Origin of the sequence: Streptomyces inhibens (assembly GCF_022221585.1) — a bacterium.
Taxonomy (GTDB): Bacteria; Actinomycetota; Actinomycetes; order Streptomycetales; family Streptomycetaceae; genus Streptomyces; species Streptomyces inhibens.
The window spans coordinates 5,070,247-5,086,567 of sequence record NZ_CP084681.1 but is presented as its reverse complement, the minus strand read 5'-3'; the positions used below and the strand labels follow the sequence as shown (position 1 = coordinate 5,086,567).

Genomic DNA, 16,321 nt, shown 5'->3' with positions numbered 1-16,321 from the left:
GGCGGGCCCGTTCTCTGTTCCCTGCGAAGCGGCTCGCTTCTCTGCGAAGCGGCTCGCGCTACAGCGGTCGCAGAGCGGGTTCCTTCTGGACGGCCCCCAGCAGGCGGTCGAGCGCCAGCTCCACATCTTCCTTCCACGAGATCGTGGTCCGCAGCTCAAGGCGCAGCCGCGGAAAGCGGGGGTGGGGGCGTACGGTCTTGAAGCCCACCGCGAGGAGATGATCGGCGGGCAGCACACACGCCGGCTCGGCCCAGCGGGCATCACCGAAGGCCTCGATGGCCTTGAAGCCGCGCTGAATCAGGTCCTTGGCGACCGTCTGGACCATCACCCGCCCCAGCCCCTGCCCCTGGTAACCGGGGGTCAGCCACGCCGTCAGCAGCTGCACCGCATCCGGCGACACCGGGCTGGTGGGAAAGGCCGTGGAGCGCGGCACATAGGCCGGCGGGGCGTACATCACGAAGCCGACCGGCACCTCGTCGACATAGACCACCCGCCCACAGGACCCCCACTCCAACAAGACCGCCGAGATCCAGGCTTCCTTCTCGAGCTCGGGACGGCCCGCCTTTACCGCGGCCTCGCCGCTGACGGGGTCGAGCTCCCAGAAGACGCAGGAGCGGCAGCGTTTGGGGAGATCCGGAAGGTTGTCCAGCGTGAGCGGTACGAACCGACGGCCCATGAAACCAGGTCCTCACTTCTCTCGCCTGCCACACCACGAAGTGCCGTCAGCGCCGCCTGCTCCTTGAGCAGACCTCCAACGAACCCCCCGACAGCTGCGAGGCCGAACCCCGCTGCCAGCAGTCCGGTGCGGCTCACCGATCGCATGGCCCTCTCCTCGGTGTGAGGTGTCTCCACATGGATGCGTGCCATACCCGAACGCATCGTATCCACCCTTTACGGGCACGGGTACCGCCAGAGAGCAAAGGGCGGGCCGTGTTCCGGTATGGACTCCGGAACACGGCCCGCCCGGGAGCCGAAGGCGTCAGCTCACTCCTCTTCGCTGTTCTCCTCGGCCAGCGTCTTGCCCAGAACGCGGCCCTCGCCGGGGGCGAGCGTGCCGAGGATGCGCTCCAGATCGTCTATCGAGGCGAACTCGACAACGATCTTTCCCTTCTTCTGCCCCAGGTCGACCTTCACCCGGGTCTCGAAGCGGTCGGACAACCGGGAGGCGAGACCGGTGAGCGCGGGGGACACCCGGGCTCCCGCACGGGGTCCCTTGGCCTTGCTCTCGCTCTTGGGGGTCGACCCCATCAGCGTGACGATCTCCTCGACCGAACGGACCGACAGCCCCTCGGCCACGATGCGGCGCGCGAGGCGGTCCTGCTCCTCCGAGTCGTCCACCGACAGCAGGGCGCGGGCATGACCCGCGGAGAGCACGCCGGCGGCGAGCCGCTTCTGTACGGACGGCGAGAGCTTCAGCAGCCGCAGGGTGTTGGAGACCTGGGGACGCGAACGCCCGATCCGGTCGGCCAGCTCGTCATGCGTGCACTTGAAGTCCTTCAGCAACTGGTCGTAGGCGGCTGCCTCTTCCAGCGGGTTGAGCTGTGCCCGGTGCAGGTTCTCCAGGAGCGCGTCGAGGAGAAGCTTTTCGTCCTCCGTCGCCCGCACGATCGCGGGAATCTTCTCCAGCCCGGCTTCCCGGCACGCCCGCCAGCGGCGCTCACCCATGATGAGCTCATACCGCCCCGGCCCCGTCTGACGGACCACCACCGGCTGGAGCAGGCCGACCTCCTTGATGGAGGTGACCAGCTCGGCAAGGGCGTCCTCGTCGAAGACCTCACGCGGCTGGCGCGGGTTCGGCTTGATCGCATCCAGTGGCACCTCGGCGAAGTGGGCGCCGGCCACCTCCGACACGCCCGCTGCCGATGTCTCCGACCCGGCCGGTGCTTCCGTTTCACGTGAAACACCGTGCGCCGGCAGCGAAGTCACCTTGGCGGCCGCTACTCCTCGCTCCGGGGCCAAGACCGGTACGGACGACGGTGACGCCGCTCCCTGTCCGACCGCGGGACCGGCATGGTCCGTGCTCTGCGGTGCCGCGGGGATCAGCGCACCGAGCCCACGGCCCAGGCCTCTACGTCGTTCGCTCACTGAGTCCCCTCCGAGATGCTGTGCTGTGCTTCATAGTTGACGCTGAGGCCCTGGCCCCCGGTCTGCGGGGCCCCACGCAACGCGATCTCTCGCGCCGCTTCGAGATAGGAAAGCGAGCCACTGGATCCCGGGTCATAGGTGAGCACCGTCTGCCCATAGCTGGGTGCCTCGGAGATGCGCACCGAGCGGGGGATGCTCGTACGGAGCACCTCGTGGCCGAAGTGGCTACGCACCTCATCGGCGACCTGGGAGGCCAGCCGGGTGCGACCGTCGTACATGGTGAGCAGGATCGTCGAGACATGGAGCTTGGGGTTGAGATGGCCCCGCACCAGGTCGACGTTCCGCAGCAGCTGACCCAGCCCCTCCAGTGCGTAGTACTCGCACTGGATCGGGATGAGCACCTCCGCGCCGGCGACCAGAGCATTGACGGTCAGCAGGCCGAGCGAGGGCGGGCAGTCGATGAAGATGTAGTCCAGCGGCTGTTCGTACGCCTTGATGGCCCGGTCCAGCCGGCTCTCGCGGGCCACCAGGGAGACCAGCTCGATCTCCGCACCGGCCAGATCGATCGTGGCGGGCGCACAGAACAGGCCCTCCACATCCACCACCGGCTGCACCACGTCGGAGAGCGGCTTGCTCTCCACCAGTACGTCATAGATCGACGGCACTTCGGAGTGGTGGTCGATCCCCAGCGCCGTAGACGCGTTGCCCTGGGGGTCGAGGTCGATCACCAGAACCCGTGCCCCGTGCAGGGCCAGCGAGGCCGCCAGGTTCACCGTGGTCGTGGTCTTACCGACCCCGCCCTTCTGGTTGGCAACCACCATGACCCGAGTCTGTTCAGGCCGGGGCAGCCCCTCACCCGCGCGGCCAAGTGCCTCCACCGCCAGCTGAGCTGCACGACCGATCGGGGTGTCGTCCATCGGGGGCGGCGTTTCACGTGAAACGTCGTCCCCGAACGACTCGCTACGGGGACCGGGGACCGGGTCGGTCATCGGTCCCGCGATGTTGGCGTCGGACCGCAAGGATTCACTCTCCTCGACATCAGGCTCGCAATGTTCAGAGCCTGCCATGCTTTCGGTGTCGTGAACCAGTGAGGTCCGTTCTCCTGTGGACGAATCCACTTCTGTGGATACTTCCGTGACCCTTGTGGGCCTACGGTCGCGCGGCGCGGCGGCCGCACGACCACGGTCGATGATCCCTTGCAGCAGAGAACGACGTTTCACGTGAAACACGATGCCAGCGTCGCGCCCGAATTAGCCGCGACACTCCGTCTTATGTCGTTTTGATGGTGTTTATGGAATTCGCCTGTTCCCCTCTTTCGCGGAACAGGCACGCCCATCACATCGATACCGGCCCTAACCCTCCGGCATCAGGGCATCAGCGCCGGCGCCCCCTCGTCGCACGGCTGGTCCGGGCCGCCTTCGCCCGCTTGGCCGCAAAGCGCACACCGCCGGGGCTCTCGCCCACCTCGACCCGCACCACGGTCGACGGCGGATCCACAATGCCCTCGCCCACATGCACCACCGAGGTCTCCACCACGCCGAGCTTGCTCAGCGCCGCACGAGCCCCCTTGAGCTCCTCCTCCGCGGCATCGCCCTTGAGCGCCAGCATCTCGCCGTACGGACGCAGCAGCGGAACACCCCAGCCGGCCAGCCGATCCAGCGGAGCGACGGCACGCGCGGTCACCACATGCACCTGGGGGAGCTTGCCCATGACCTCTTCGGCCCGCCCCCGCACGACCGTGACATGGTCCAGCCCGAGCAGCTCGACGACCTCCTGAAGGAAGTTCGTCCGCCGCAGCAGCGGCTCCAGGAGCGTGATCTTCAGATCCGGGCGCACCAGAGCCAGCGGGATACCGGGCAACCCGGCCCCCGAGCCCACATCGCAGACCGAGACGCCCTCGGGCACCACCTCGGAGAGCACCGCGCAGTTCAACAGATGCCGCTCCCACAGCCGCGGCACCTCACGCGGGCCGATGAGCCCTCGCTTCACCCCCGCGTCGGCGAGCAATTCGGCGTACCGCACGGCCTCCGGAAAGCGCTCGCCGAAAACCTCCTGCGCCGCCTTCGGCGCAGGAGGGAGCTCCGCTGCTGCCTCCGTCACGGGAACCGCCCTTCCTCTGGACTGCTTTTCCTGCCGGGAACCCGGGTTACGCACCCGGAATAACACAGAACGCTGACAACTTTTGGCCCCGCCTGCGAGCAGACGGGGCCAAAGAAAAACGGAAGTGCTGAGCGGTCAGGCCGGGAGGACAACCACTCGGCGCTGCGGCTCCTCGCCCTCCGACTCGCTGCGGAGGCCGGCCGCGGCCACCGCGTCGTGGACGACCTTGCGCTCGAACGGCGTCATCGGGTCGAGCTTCACCGGCTGACCGGTGCCCCGAGCCTCCTCCGCCGCCTTCGCGCCGATCTCCGTGAGCTGCTCACGCTTACGCGCACGGAAGCCGGCGATGTCCAGCATCAGACGGCTGCGGTCACCGGTCTCCCGGTGCACGGCCAGCCGGGTCAGCTCCTGCAGCGCCTCCAGCACCTCACCGTCGCGGCCCACGAGCTTCTGCAGGTCGCGGCTGGTCGAGTCGCTGATGATCGACACGGCGGCGCGGTCGGCCTCGACGTCCATGTCGATGTCACCGTCGAGGTCGGCGATGTCCAGCAGACCCTCGAGGTAGTCGGCCGCGATCTCGCCTTCCTGCTCCAAGCGGGTCAGGGTGTCGGTGCCCTCGGTGGCAGGGGTCGTGTCCGTCACGAAAGGACTCCTTCTTACTTCTTGGACGGGTGCTTGGGGCGCTGCTGGCCCTTGCGCTGTCCGGACTTGGCGGTGCGGGACCCCGAGGCGGAGCCGCCGTTCTCCTTGCCGTCCTGCGCGTCCTTCTTCTCCAGCGACGGCTTCTTCGCGCCGGTGCTCTGGGAGGCCGATCCGGCACGCGTACGGGTCTGCGCACTGCCGGCCGGGGCGCTGCCGCCGGTCTGCCGCTTGGACTTCGGCTGACGCTTGGGCTGCTGGCGGTTCTGGCGCGCCTCCTCGGCGGCCTTCTTCGCAGCGATCTCGGCCGGGGCCTCGACGATCTTGCCCTGGGCCCGCAGCCGCTCCTGGCGCTCCTCGAAGGCCTTGCTGCCGGGGGTCGGGTTACGACGGATGACGAACATCTGCTGGCCCATGGTCCACACGTTGGTGGTCAGCCAGTAGACGAGAACACCGACGGGGAAGTTGATGCCGAAGACGGCGAACATGATGGGGAAGACGTACATCAGCATCTTCTGCTGCTGCATGAACGGCGTCTTCACCGTGAGGTCGACGTTCTTGGTCATCAGCTGGCGCTGCGTGTAGAACTGCGACGCCGACATCAGGACGATCATGATGATCGTGACCACGCGGACGTCGGTCACAGAAGCACCGAGGCTCTGGATCTTCTCCGCGCTGTCCATGAACTTGGCCGCCAGCGGTGCACCGAAGATGTGCGCCTTCTGCGCGCTCTCCAGCAGCGGCTGGTCGATCACGCCGACCGTCTTGTTCTGCGCGATGTGGCTGAGGACCTGGTACAGCGAGATGAAGAACGGCGACTGGGCCAGAATCGGGAGACAGCTCGAGAGCGGGTTGGTGCCCGTCTCCTTGTAGAGCTTCATCATCTCTTCGGACTGGCGCTGCTTGTCGCTCTTGTAGCGCTCCTGGATCGCCTTCATCTTCGGCTGGAGCGCCTGCATGTTCCGCGTCGACTTGATCTGCTTCACAAAGAGCGGGATCAGGCAGATACGGATCAGCACCACCAGCGAGACGATGGACAGACCCCACGCCGCGCCACTGTTCTTGTCAAAGATCAGGCTGTAGAACGAGTGGAACTGGACGATGATCCAGGAAACAGCGATATAGAGGGGACCGAGGATCGTGTCCACGAATCAGGCTCCTTGGGCGTTGGGCTGAGTCTCGGGCTGGGCGACAGGCTCAGGGACGGTGGGCCCGCCCAGGCGGCTCCTCAGCCGCTGATGCCAAACCGGACGCTTCCGGGGAGGGACGTGGTCGACGCCCCCGAGCGACCACGGGTTGCAGCGCAGGATGCGCCAAGCTGTCAGCGCAGTCCCTTTCACCGCGCCGTGCCGGTCGATGGCCGTATAGCCATAGTGCGAGCACGACGGGTAGTACTTGCAGACCGGGCCCAGCAGGGGGCTGATGGTCCACTGATAGATCTTGATCAAAAGCAGCAGCGGGTACTTCACTGTGCGCTCCCTCCCGGGTCCCGGTCGGGGTTCCGGGGGCCCGCGGCGCCGCGGGCGGCGGTCGCAGTCCCCGGGGGATTGCTGCCTTTCGGCACCCCTCCCAGCAGCCGCTCGAGGGCGGCATCCAGGTCGCGGGCCAGCTGGTCGTGATCCGCGTCACCCGCGCCGGGCAGGGCCCGTACGACAACCAGGCTACCGGCGGGAAGCCGGTCCAGCCGGTCGCGCATGAGATGACGAAGCCTTCGCTTGACCCTGTTGCGCACGACCGCGATGCCAACGGCCTTGCTCACGACGAAACCCGCACGCGTCGGGGGAACACATTCCCCCGACTCGTGCGGGTCCGTTGCACCGCTACGACAATGAACGACAAGGAGCGGGCGCCCGGCCCTGCGTCCCCGGCGTACCGCGGTCGCAAAGTCCTCGCGCCGCCTCAGCCGATTTTCGGTAGGCAGCACGTCATGGACCTAGGTCAGGCTGCTCAGGCCGACAGACGGGCGCGACCCTTGCCACGGCGGGACGCGAGAATCGCGCGGCCGGCACGCGTCCGCATGCGCAGACGGAAGCCGTGGGTCTTCGCGCGGCGGCGGTTGTTCGGCTGGAAGGTGCGCTTGCTCACTCGGGGGCTCCAGGAATGCTTGTTGTCTCAAGAGAGACAGATGTGGGGCGTCGACTGGCTGTCACCGTGCGCCCACGAGTAGCTCGCAACGCCTAAGTGCACCGCTTCATGATCACCAAGAGCGCGATCTTTGCCCATCGGAGGCAGGCGGCAGCAGCCATCGACAACTCGACCTGGTCACGGTACGCGCGGCTGCGCCATCCGGTCAAACCGGCTCCTTGGCACCGCGACCAGCCGCTTGTCAGGACACACTATGCACAGCCTGTGGACAACAACTTGAATCCCCAGGCCCGCCCTGACTACCTTGGCTGAACTCCGATTCCTTCCCGCCCGTCCTGAGAATCACACATTCGTGGGACTGTGAGAGAGCGTGCCCTGTGGCTGATGTACCTGCCGATCTTGCCGCAGTGTGGCCGCGCGTGCTCGACCATCTCCTGCGTGCTGAGGCCGACGGCCTCAAGCCCAAGGACCAGGACTGGCTCAAGCGCACCCAGCCGTTGGCGCTGGTCGCCGACACCGCACTGCTGGCCGTCCCCAATGAATTCGCCAAGGGCGTGCTGGAAGGCCGGCTGGCGCCGCTGATCGGCGAGGCCCTCAGCCATGAGTGCGGCCGTCCGATCCGGATCGCGATCACCGTGGACGACTCCTCCGAGGAGCCCCCCGCGCAGTCCTCGGCCCCTCAGCAGCACCAGGCGCCCCAGCAGCAGGCCCCGCGCCATCAACAGTCACACCAGCAGCAGTCGCACCAGCAGTCGCATCAGTCACAGCAGCAGCACGATGCGTACGACGGCTACGAGCCCCGGCACGACGCCCGGCAGGGCTACGGACACCAGGGCGACGACCTGCCCGGCGTCCGGCCCGCCTACCCCGACTACCAGCAGCCCCGGCACGAGCCCGGCTCCTGGCCGCAGCACTCCTCCGGGATGGGCGGCCCCCCGCGCGACGACTACGGCTGGCAGCAGCAGCACCTCGGCGGCTTCCCCGAGCGCGACCCGTACGCCTCCCCGCCGCCCTCCCACGTATCGCAGCACCAGCAGCAGAACGACTACCGCTCGCAGGGCCCCGACCGCAGCGGCCCGCCGCAGCGCTCGGACGGTCCGCGCTCCCCGTACGAGCAGCAGCGCCGCGATCTCACCGACCACCAGTCCGGTGGGCACAACGGCCGCTCCGGCCTGCCCGCGCCCAGCGGTGCGCCCAGTCCGCTCGCCGCCCAGCCCGCGCCGGCGACCGGCCCCGGTGAGCCGACCGCGCGGCTGAACCCGAAGTACCTCTTCGACACCTTCGTCATCGGTGCCTCGAACCGCTTCGCGCACGCCGCGGCGGTCGCGGTCGCCGAAGCGCCGGCCAAGGCGTACAACCCGCTCTTCATCTACGGGGAGTCCGGCCTCGGCAAGACCCACCTGCTGCATGCGATCGGGCACTACGCGCGGAGTCTGTATCCGGGCACCCGGGTGCGGTACGTGAGCTCGGAGGAGTTCACCAACGAGTTCATCAACTCCATCCGCGACGGCAAGGCGGACGCGTTCCGCAAGCGCTACCGCGACATGGACATCCTGCTCGTCGACGACATCCAGTTCCTGGCGAGCAAGGAGTCGACGCAGGAGGAGTTCTTCCACACCTTCAATACGCTGCACAACGCGAACAAGCAGATCGTGCTCTCCAGTGACCGGCCGCCCAAGCAGCTGGTCACCCTGGAGGACCGGCTGCGCAACCGCTTCGAGTGGGGTCTGATCACCGACGTCCAGCCGCCCGAGCTGGAGACCCGGATCGCGATCCTCCGCAAGAAGGCGGTCCAGGAGCAGCTGAACGCGCCTCCGGAGGTGCTGGAGTTCATCGCGTCCCGGATCTCGCGCAACATCCGCGAGCTGGAGGGCGCGCTGATCCGGGTCACGGCGTTCGCCTCGCTCAACCGGCAGCCGGTGGACCTGGGGCTGACCGAGATCGTGCTGAAGGATCTGATCCCCGGAGGCGAGGACGCCGCGCCGGAGATCACCGCGACCGCGATCATGGCCTCGACCGCCGACTACTTCGGGCTGACCATCGACGATCTGTGCGGCTCCTCGCGCAGCCGGGTGCTGGTGACCGCCCGCCAGATCGCCATGTATCTGTGCCGCGAGCTGACCGATCTCTCGCTGCCGAAGATCGGCGCGCAGTTCGGCGGCCGGGACCATACGACGGTGATGCACGCCGACCGCAAGATCCGCGCGCTGATGGCCGAGCGGCGCTCGATCTACAACCAGGTCACCGAGCTGACCAACCGCATCAAGAACGGCTGACCGGCCACCGCCGGCGGCCGCCACAGGCGCACCCAGGGGCGCTCCGGGACCCGCTCCCGGAGCGCCCTTCGTCGTACGGGGACGCCTGGAGAAGCCGCCCATGGCCCCTCCGCCGTCCTCCCAAACCTGTGGAGCGCGCGGGCTGTGTTCGATTCCGTGCCAGGTCACGGCCTCTCTCCACAGATTGGGCAAGAATCTTCCGTCCACACCCTGGGGAGAGGAAAGTTATCCCTGTGGGATCCACAGGCCGGTGTTCTGACGGGGCATCGGGGGAGGTCAGCCGCGTGTGGATTTGTGGCCAACCGCTCTCCACAGGTTGTGGACAGAGAATTCGTCCACAGGGGGGTGGATGTCTTGTCCACCGGCCGCCCACAGGTGAGCCGCCGTTGTCCCCAGCTTCTCCACACCCCTGTCCACTGTTCGGCAACGCAACACCCGCCCTCACCGGGCCGAGTGAAAGCCGTCACACCAAGGTGGTTGGTTGGGCTGTGGGGAACGTGGGTAAAGCTGGGGATGGCACTGGGGAGAAGTACCCCTCCCCTGTGCATCGGGTGTGCAGAACTTCCGGCGGTCCACAGAACCACCGGTTTTTCCACGGCCGCCACCCACAGGGTCGGTGGACAAAAAATCCGTGTTGACCTGCGCAAAAGCAGTTGTCCACGGTTTCCACAGCCCCTACTACTACGACCACGGATATCTACCGGGGAACTCGTTCGGAAACGGGGCCTGTGCACAAGTTGGCCGCCGGGCGTCCGACACCGGTCGAGTCGACTTGACCCCGAGCCGCACCGACTGTCGGTGGCGTACGTCAGACTGGTCTCCGGCAACTCAGCCGACGACGAAAGCCAGCAGGGCGAGAGCCAGCAACAGCAGGAGGCGGTTTCCGGTGAAGATCCGGGTGGAGCGCGATGTACTCGCGGAGGCAGTGGCCTGGGCGGCCAAGAGCCTCCCGGCCCGTCCGCCGGTGCCCGTCCTCGCGGGCCTGCTGCTGAAGGCCGAGGACGGCGCACTGAGCCTTTCCGGCTTCGACTACGAGGTCTCGGCGCGGGTCTCGGTGGAAGCGGAGGTGGAGGAGGAGGGCACCGTCCTCGTCTCCGGCCGGCTGCTCGCCGACATCTGCCGTGCGCTCCCCAACCGCCCGGTGGAGATTTCCACCGACGGTGTACGAGTGACCGTCGTCTGCGGCTCCTCCCGGTTCACCCTCCACACCCTTCCTGTGGAGGAGTACCCGTCCCTGCCGACGATGCCCACCGCCACCGGCACCGTCCCCGGTGAGGTCTTCGCCGCGGCCGCCGCCCAGGTCGCCATCGCCGCCGGCCGTGACGACACCCTTCCGGTGCTCACCGGCGTACGGATCGAGATCGAGGGCGACACCGTCACCCTGGCCTCCACCGACCGCTACCGCTTCGCGGTGCGCGAGTTCCTGTGGAAGCCGGAGAGCCCGGACGCCTCCGCGGTCGCGCTGGTCCCCGCCAAGACGCTGCTGGACACCGCCAAGTCGCTGAGCAGCGGTGACACCGTCACCATCGCGCTGTCCGGCTCCGGCCAGGGCGAGGGCCTGATCGGCTTCGAGGGGGCCGGCCGGCGGACGACGACCCGTCTGCTGGAGGGCGACCTGCCCAAGTACCGCACGCTCTTCCCGACCGAGTTCAATTCGGTCGCCGTGATCGAGACCGCCCCGTTCGTCGAGGCCGTCAAGCGTGTGGCGCTGGTGGCCGAGCGGAACACCCCGGTCCGGCTGAGCTTCGAGCAGGGTGTGCTGATCCTGGAGGCCGGCTCCAGCGACGATGCACAGGCTGTGGAGAGGGTCGACGCCGACCTGGACGGCGACGACATCTCGATCGCCTTCAACCCCGGCTTCCTCCTGGAGGGCCTGTCGGCCATCGACTCCCCGGTGGCGCAGCTGTCCTTCACGACCTCGACCAAGCCCGCGCTGCTGAGCGGCCGGCCGGCCAAGGACGCCGAGGCGGACGACGCGTACAAGTACCTGATCATGCCGGTGCGGCTGTCGGGCTGACGGGCCGGCAGTGGCCCTGGCCGCGGGCCTTGCGGCGACCGGCTGAAGGGCCCCTGATGAGCGGCTGAGCCCACAGGTGTGCACGGACCTGCGGGCGTAGGCTCGGTCTCGGGTACAACAGCAACGACTACGTGCAAAGAGGGTCTCTGATGGAGCTCGGTCTCGTCGGTCTCGGCAAGATGGGCGGCAATATGCGCGAGCGCATTCGCCGCGCCGGCCACACCGTCATCGGATACGACCGCAACCCGGACCTGGCGGATGTGGACAGCCTCCAGGAGCTTGTGGACAAGCTGAAGGGTCCGCGGGTGGTCTGGGTCATGGTGCCGGCCGGTGCCGCCACCCAGTCCACGATCGACGAGCTGGCCGAGCTGCTCTCGCCGGGCGACATCGTCGTGGACGGCGGCAACTCCCGCTGGACCGACGACGAGAAGCACGCCGAGGAGCTGAAGGCCAAGGGCATCGGCTTCGTCGACTGCGGTGTCTCCGGCGGTGTCTGGGGCCTGGAGAACGGCTATGCGCTGATGTACGGCGGCGAGAAGGACGATGTCGCCAAGGTGCAGCCGATCTTCGACGCCCTCAAGCCCGAGGGCGAGTTCGGCTCGGTGCACGCCGGCAAGGTCGGCGCCGGCCACTTCGCGAAGATGGTCCACAACGGCATCGAGTACGCGATGATGCAGGCCTTCGCCGAGGGCTGGGAGCTGCTGGAGAAGGTCGACTCCGTCACGGACGTACGCGAGATCTTCCGCTCTTGGCAGGAGGGCACGGTCATCCGTTCCTGGCTGCTGGACCTGGCCGTCAACGCCCTCGACGACGACGAGCACCTCGAGAAGCTGCGCGGCGTCGCCGCCGACTCCGGTGAGGGCCGCTGGACGGTCGAGGCCGCGATCGACAACGCCGTGCCGCTGCCCGCGATCACGGCCTCGCTCTTCGCGCGGTTCGCGTCCCGTCAGGACGACTCCCCGCAGATGAAGATGATCGCCGCGTTGCGCAACCAGTTCGGTGGCCACGCGGTCGAGGCCAAGAAGTAACCAGCAGCAACTCGCAACACCACGCAGCAGCCGGGGAGGTCGGCGCACGCCATGCATGTATCGCATCTGTCGCTCGCCGACTTCCGCTCGTACGCCCGGGTCGAGGTCCCGCTCGATCCGGGCGTCACGGCTTTCGTGGGCCCCAACGGGCAGGGCAAGACCAATCTGGTCGAGGCCGTCGGCTATCTCGCCACGCTCGGCAGCCACCGTGTCTCCTCGGACGCCCCGCTGGTGCGGATGGGCGCCGAGCGGGCGATCATCCGGGGCGCGGTCGTGCAGGACGAGCGCCGGCAGCTGGTGGAGCTGGAGCTCAATCCGGGCAGGGCGAACCGCGCCAGGATCAACAGGTCCTCGCAGGTCAAGCCGCGGGATGTGCTGGGGATCGTGCGGACGGTGCTGTTCGCGCCGGAGGATCTGGCGCTGGTGAAGGGTGATCCGGGGGAGCGTCGGCGGTTCCTCGACGAGCTGATCACCGCGCGTTCGCCGCGGATGGCCGGGGTGCGCTCGGACTACGACCGGGTCCTCAAGCAGCGCAACACCCTGTTGAAAACCGCGGCGCTGGCCCGGCGGCACGGCGGCCGGCAGATGGACCTGTCCACACTCGACGTATGGGACCAGCATCTGGCCCGCGCCGGCGCCGAGCTGCTGGCGCAGCGGCTCGATCTGATCACCGCGCTGCAGCCGCTCGCGGACAAGGCGTATGAGCAGTTGGCGCCCGGCGGCGGGCCGCTGGCGCTGGAGTACCGCGGGTCCGCGGGCGAGGCGATGGCCACCGCCTCGACCCGCGAGGAGCTGTACGGCGTACTGCTGGCGGCGCTCGGCGAGGCCCGTAAGGGAGAGATCGAGCGCGGGGTGACGCTGGTCGGTCCGCACCGCGACGATCTGGTGCTGAAGCTGGGCCAGCTCCCGGCGAAGGGGTATGCGAGCCACGGCGAGTCCTGGTCGTATGCGCTGGCGCTGCGGCTGGCGTCGTACGACCTGCTGCGCGCGGAGGGCAATGAGCCGGTCCTCGTCCTCGACGATGTCTTCGCCGAGCTGGACGCGCGGCGCCGGGAGCGGCTGGCGGAGCTGGTGGCCCCGGGCGAGCAGGTGCTGGTCACCGCGGCGGTGGACGACGATGTGCCGGGGGTGCTGGTCGGGGCGCGCTACGCGGTGTCCGACGGTGTCGTCGAGAAGGTGACACGGTGACCGACCCGCAGCCGGAGCGGCCCAAGACACCGGAGCTCTCCGGTGTGGATCTGGCCCGTCAGGCGCTGGTGGCCGCCAAGGAGCAGGCGCGTGCACGGGGCGCGGCCGCGCAGCAGAAGAAGCAGGCCCGGCGCGGTGGGCTGCGCTCGGGCGCGCGGGCGGACGGCCGCGATCCGCTGCCGCTCGGCGCAGCGATCAACCGGCTGATCACGGAGCGCGGCTGGGAGACCCCGGCGGCGGTCGGCGGGGTGATGGGGCGCTGGCCGCAGCTGGTCGGGCCCGAGGTGGCGCAGCACTGCGAGCCGCAGAAGTACGACGAGGACGCCCGGGTGCTGACGGTGCAGTGCGATTCGACGGCGTGGGCGACGCAGCTGCGGCTGCTGGCCCCGCAGCTGGTGGCGCGCCTCAACGAGGACCTGGGCCACGGCACCGTAAAGATGATCAAGGTGCTTGGTCCGGGCGGTCCCGCGCGCCGGTATGGGGCGCTGCGCGCACCGGGCAGCAAGGGCCCCGGCGACACCTACGGATGAGCCGTACCACCGGCGTATACGGGTGGGGCGGATGAGACTCCGCTCATGGTAGCCGCCGGTTGACAGTCGGAAGCGCTGAGTGCCGGTGTGAGCGTCCTGGGGCCCCGCCTCGGATATGGGGAGTCGGCGGACGCCAGTTCAGGGCGGCACATGACGACTCAGGCGCCTGCAAACCCCCACGAGTGTCAGCGCTACCGGTAGACTGGTGGCAATCCCGCCCACTTGCGGAACATGTCGAACGACGCAGCCGCTCCCGCCTGTCTTTCCTGGGGTGATACCCACAGGCGCGGAAGGGCTCGTGCTGTGCCAGAAAGGGCGCTTCGTGGCCGACTCCGGCGACCTCAACGAGAACAACACGGCTTCTACTGAAGAGGGGGTTCCTGCCGGCGCCATGGGCGACTCCTCGGTGGAGAAGTCGTACGACGCCAGCGCGATCACCGTCCTCGAAGGCCTGGACGCGGTCCGTAAGCGCCCTGGCATGTACATCGGCTCGACGGGCGAGCGTGGTCTGCACCACCTCGTGCAAGAGGTCGTCGACAACTCCGTCGACGAGGCGATGGCCGGTCACGCGGACACCATCGAGGTGACGATCCTCGCCGACGGCGGTGTGCGCGTCGTCGACAACGGCCGAGGCATCCCGGTCGGCATCGTGCCTTCCGAGGGCAAGCCGGCCGTCGAGGTCGTGCTGACGGTCCTGCACGCGGGCGGCAAGTTCGGCGGCGGCGGTTACGCGGTCTCCGGCGGTCTGCACGGCGTGGGTGTCTCCGTCGTGAACGCCCTGTCGACCAAGGTCTCCGTCGAGATCAAGACCGACGGCTACCGCTGGACGCAGGAGTACAAGCTCGGTGTGCCGACGGCGCCGCTGGCCAAGCACGAGGCGACCGAGGAGTCCGGCACGTCCGTGACGTTCTGGGCCGACGGCGACATCTTCGAGACGACCGAGTACAGCTTCGAGACGCTGTCGCGGCGCTTCCAGGAGATGGCGTTCCTCAACAAGGGTCTGACGATCGCGCTGACGGACGAGCGCCAGGACCATGTGGACGAGGACGGCAAGCCGCTCTCGGTGCGGTACCACTACGAGGGCGGCATCGTCGACTTCGTGAAGTACCTCAACTCCCGCAAGGGCGAGCTGGTGCATCCGACGGTGATCGACGTCGAGGCCGAGGACAAGGAGCGGCTGCTCTCGGTCGAGATCGCGATGCAGTGGAACACCCAGTACAGCGAGGGACTCTACAGCTTCGCGAACACCATCCACACCCATGAGGGCGGTACCCACGAAGAGGGCTTCCGCGCGGCGTTGACGGGTCTGATCAACCGTTACGCCCGCGACAAGAAGCTGCTGCGCGAGAAGGACGACAACCTCACGGGTGAGGACATCCGCGAGGGTCTGACGGCGATCATCTCGGTCAAGCTCGGCGAGCCGCAGTTCGAGGGCCAGACCAAGACCAAGCTGGGCAACACCGAGGCCAAGACCTTTGTGCAGAAGGTCGTCCACGAGCACCTCACGGACTGGCTGGACCGCAACCCCAACGAGGCCGCGGACATCATCCGCAAGGGCATCCAGGCGGCGACCGCGCGCGTGGCGGCCCGTAAGGCGCGCGATCTGACCCGCCGCAAGGGCCTGCTGGAGACGGCGTCGCTGCCGGGCAAGCTGAGCGACTGCCAGTCCAACGACCCGACCAAGTGCGAGATCTTCATCGTCGAGGGTGACTCCGCCGGCGGCTCGGCCAAGTCCGGCCGTAACCCGGAGTACCAGGCGATCCTGCCGATCCGCGGCAAGATCCTCAACGTCGAGAAGGCACGGGTCGACAAGATCCTGCAGAACAACGAGGTCCAGGCGCTGATCTCGGCGTTCGGCACGGGTGTGCACGAGGACTTCGACATCGAGAAGCTCCGCTATCACAAGATCATCCTGATGGCGGACGCCGACGTCGACGGTCAGCACATCAACACCCTGCTGCTCACGTTCCTCTTCCGCTTCATGCGACCGCTGGTCGAGGCCGGGCACGTCTACCTCTCCCGCCCGCCGCTGTACAAGATCAAGTGGGGCCGGGACGACTTCGAGTACGCCTACTCCGACCGGGAGCGGGACGCGCTGATCGAGCTCGGCAAGCAGAACGGCAAGCGGATCCGCGAGGACTCGATCCAGCGGTTCAAGGGTCTCGGCGAGATGAACGCCGAGGAGCTGCGGGTGACGACCATGGACATCGACCACCGTGTCCTCGGCCAGGTCTCGCTGGACGACGCGGCCCGCGCGGACGACCTGTTCTCCGTGCTGATGGGCGAGGACGTCGAGGCACGCCGCTCGTTCATCCAGCGCAACGCCAAGGACGTCCGCTTCCTCGACATCTGAGCCCTGTCGGCCCGAACAAC

General features: G+C 68.0%; 14 protein-coding genes and 1 pseudogene. 6 read left to right on the top strand and 9 right to left on the bottom strand.

The annotated features are described in order from the left end of the window. Nucleotides 1-58: 58 nt before the first annotated feature. The 9 genes and pseudogenes from KI385_RS23215 to rpmH form a co-directional block, all read right to left on the bottom strand. Nucleotides 59-676, bottom strand: a complete 618-nt coding sequence (locus KI385_RS23215; protein ID WP_128511039.1) for a GNAT family N-acetyltransferase — start codon at nucleotides 674-676, stop codon at nucleotides 59-61. Nucleotides 677-984: 308 nt separating this feature from the next. After that, a complete protein-coding gene (locus tag KI385_RS23210) occupies nucleotides 985-2,085 on the bottom strand; it encodes a ParB/RepB/Spo0J family partition protein (protein WP_238574076.1) in 1,101 nt (366 codons plus the stop codon). After that, the gene (locus KI385_RS23205) at nucleotides 2,082-3,152 is read right to left on the bottom strand and encodes an AAA family ATPase (RefSeq protein ID WP_281066894.1); all 1,071 of its coding nucleotides are present in this window, start codon (nucleotides 3,150-3,152) and stop codon (nucleotides 2,082-2,084) included. The genes KI385_RS23210 and KI385_RS23205 overlap by 4 nt, the downstream gene beginning before the upstream one ends. Nucleotides 3,153-3,459: 307 nt before the next feature. After that, complete coding sequence (rsmG, locus tag KI385_RS23200; RefSeq protein ID WP_238574075.1) at nucleotides 3,460-4,185, bottom strand: 16S rRNA (guanine(527)-N(7))-methyltransferase RsmG; 726 nt, start codon at nucleotides 4,183-4,185, stop codon at nucleotides 3,460-3,462. Between the two features lie 135 nt (nucleotides 4,186-4,320). Continuing rightward, nucleotides 4,321-4,827, bottom strand: coding sequence for a Jag family protein (locus KI385_RS23195; RefSeq protein ID WP_128509479.1), 507 nt, complete (start codon nucleotides 4,825-4,827; stop codon nucleotides 4,321-4,323). 14 nt (nucleotides 4,828-4,841) lie between these two features. Beyond that, the gene (yidC, locus tag KI385_RS23190; RefSeq protein ID WP_238574074.1) at nucleotides 4,842-5,972 is read right to left on the bottom strand and encodes a membrane protein insertase YidC; all 1,131 of its coding nucleotides are present in this window, start codon (nucleotides 5,970-5,972) and stop codon (nucleotides 4,842-4,844) included. Between the two features lie 3 nt (nucleotides 5,973-5,975). Next, nucleotides 5,976-6,293 (bottom strand): membrane protein insertion efficiency factor YidD, encoded by a 318-nt coding sequence (yidD, locus tag KI385_RS23185; RefSeq protein ID WP_006604423.1) that lies wholly within the window; start codon nucleotides 6,291-6,293, stop codon nucleotides 5,976-5,978. A 95-nt stretch (nucleotides 6,294-6,388) separates the two neighbouring features. Further along, a pseudogene (gene rnpA / locus KI385_RS23180) lies at nucleotides 6,389-6,748 on the bottom strand (ribonuclease P protein component); the annotation flags it as partial. A 23-nt stretch (nucleotides 6,749-6,771) separates the two neighbouring features. Then, nucleotides 6,772-6,909, bottom strand: a complete 138-nt coding sequence (rpmH, locus tag KI385_RS23175) for a 50S ribosomal protein L34 (protein ID WP_003949374.1) — start codon at nucleotides 6,907-6,909, stop codon at nucleotides 6,772-6,774. A gap of 377 nt (nucleotides 6,910-7,286) precedes the next feature. On the opposite strand from rpmH, the gene dnaA reads away from it, so the two are divergent. The 6 genes from dnaA (at nucleotide 7,287) to gyrB (ending at nucleotide 16,301) form a co-directional block, all read left to right on the top strand. Continuing rightward, nucleotides 7,287-9,185, top strand: a complete 1,899-nt coding sequence (gene dnaA, locus KI385_RS23170; protein ID WP_281066893.1) for a chromosomal replication initiator protein DnaA — start codon at nucleotides 7,287-7,289, stop codon at nucleotides 9,183-9,185. An 886-nt stretch (nucleotides 9,186-10,071) separates the two neighbouring features. Next, nucleotides 10,072-11,202 carry a DNA polymerase III subunit beta gene (gene dnaN, locus KI385_RS23165; protein ID WP_238574072.1) on the top strand — a complete coding sequence of 377 codons (1,131 nt, stop codon included), beginning with the start codon at nucleotides 10,072-10,074 and terminating at the stop codon, nucleotides 11,200-11,202. Between the two features lie 149 nt (nucleotides 11,203-11,351). Then, the gene (gnd, locus tag KI385_RS23160) at nucleotides 11,352-12,230 is read left to right on the top strand and encodes a phosphogluconate dehydrogenase (NAD(+)-dependent, decarboxylating) (protein WP_238574071.1); all 879 of its coding nucleotides are present in this window, start codon (nucleotides 11,352-11,354) and stop codon (nucleotides 12,228-12,230) included. A gap of 51 nt (nucleotides 12,231-12,281) precedes the next feature. Next, nucleotides 12,282-13,418, top strand: a complete 1,137-nt coding sequence (gene recF / locus KI385_RS23155; RefSeq protein ID WP_238574070.1) for a DNA replication/repair protein RecF — start codon at nucleotides 12,282-12,284, stop codon at nucleotides 13,416-13,418. Beyond that, nucleotides 13,415-13,948 (top strand): DciA family protein, encoded by a 534-nt coding sequence (locus tag KI385_RS23150; protein ID WP_238574069.1) that lies wholly within the window; start codon nucleotides 13,415-13,417, stop codon nucleotides 13,946-13,948. Before recF ends, KI385_RS23150 begins: the two co-directional genes overlap by 4 nt. 298 nt (nucleotides 13,949-14,246) lie before the next feature. Continuing rightward, nucleotides 14,247-16,301: a DNA topoisomerase (ATP-hydrolyzing) subunit B gene (gyrB, locus tag KI385_RS23145; RefSeq protein WP_281066892.1), complete on the top strand. Its 2,055-nt coding sequence runs from the start codon at nucleotides 14,247-14,249 to the stop codon at nucleotides 16,299-16,301. The last annotated feature ends 20 nt before the right edge of the window (nucleotides 16,302-16,321 follow it).

Coding starts and splice junctions, on each gene's coding strand:
- KI385_RS23205 (WP_281066894.1), bottom strand. CDS start 3,152: ATGGCAGGCTCTGAACATTGCGAGCCTGATGTCGAGGAGAGTGAATCC.
- gnd (WP_238574071.1), top strand. CDS start 11,352: ATGGAGCTCGGTCTCGTCGGTCTCGGCAAGATGGGCGGCAATATGCGC.
- recF (WP_238574070.1), top strand. CDS start 12,282: ATGCATGTATCGCATCTGTCGCTCGCCGACTTCCGCTCGTACGCCCGG.
- KI385_RS23215 (WP_128511039.1), bottom strand. CDS start 676: ATGGGCCGTCGGTTCGTACCGCTCACGCTGGACAACCTTCCGGATCTC.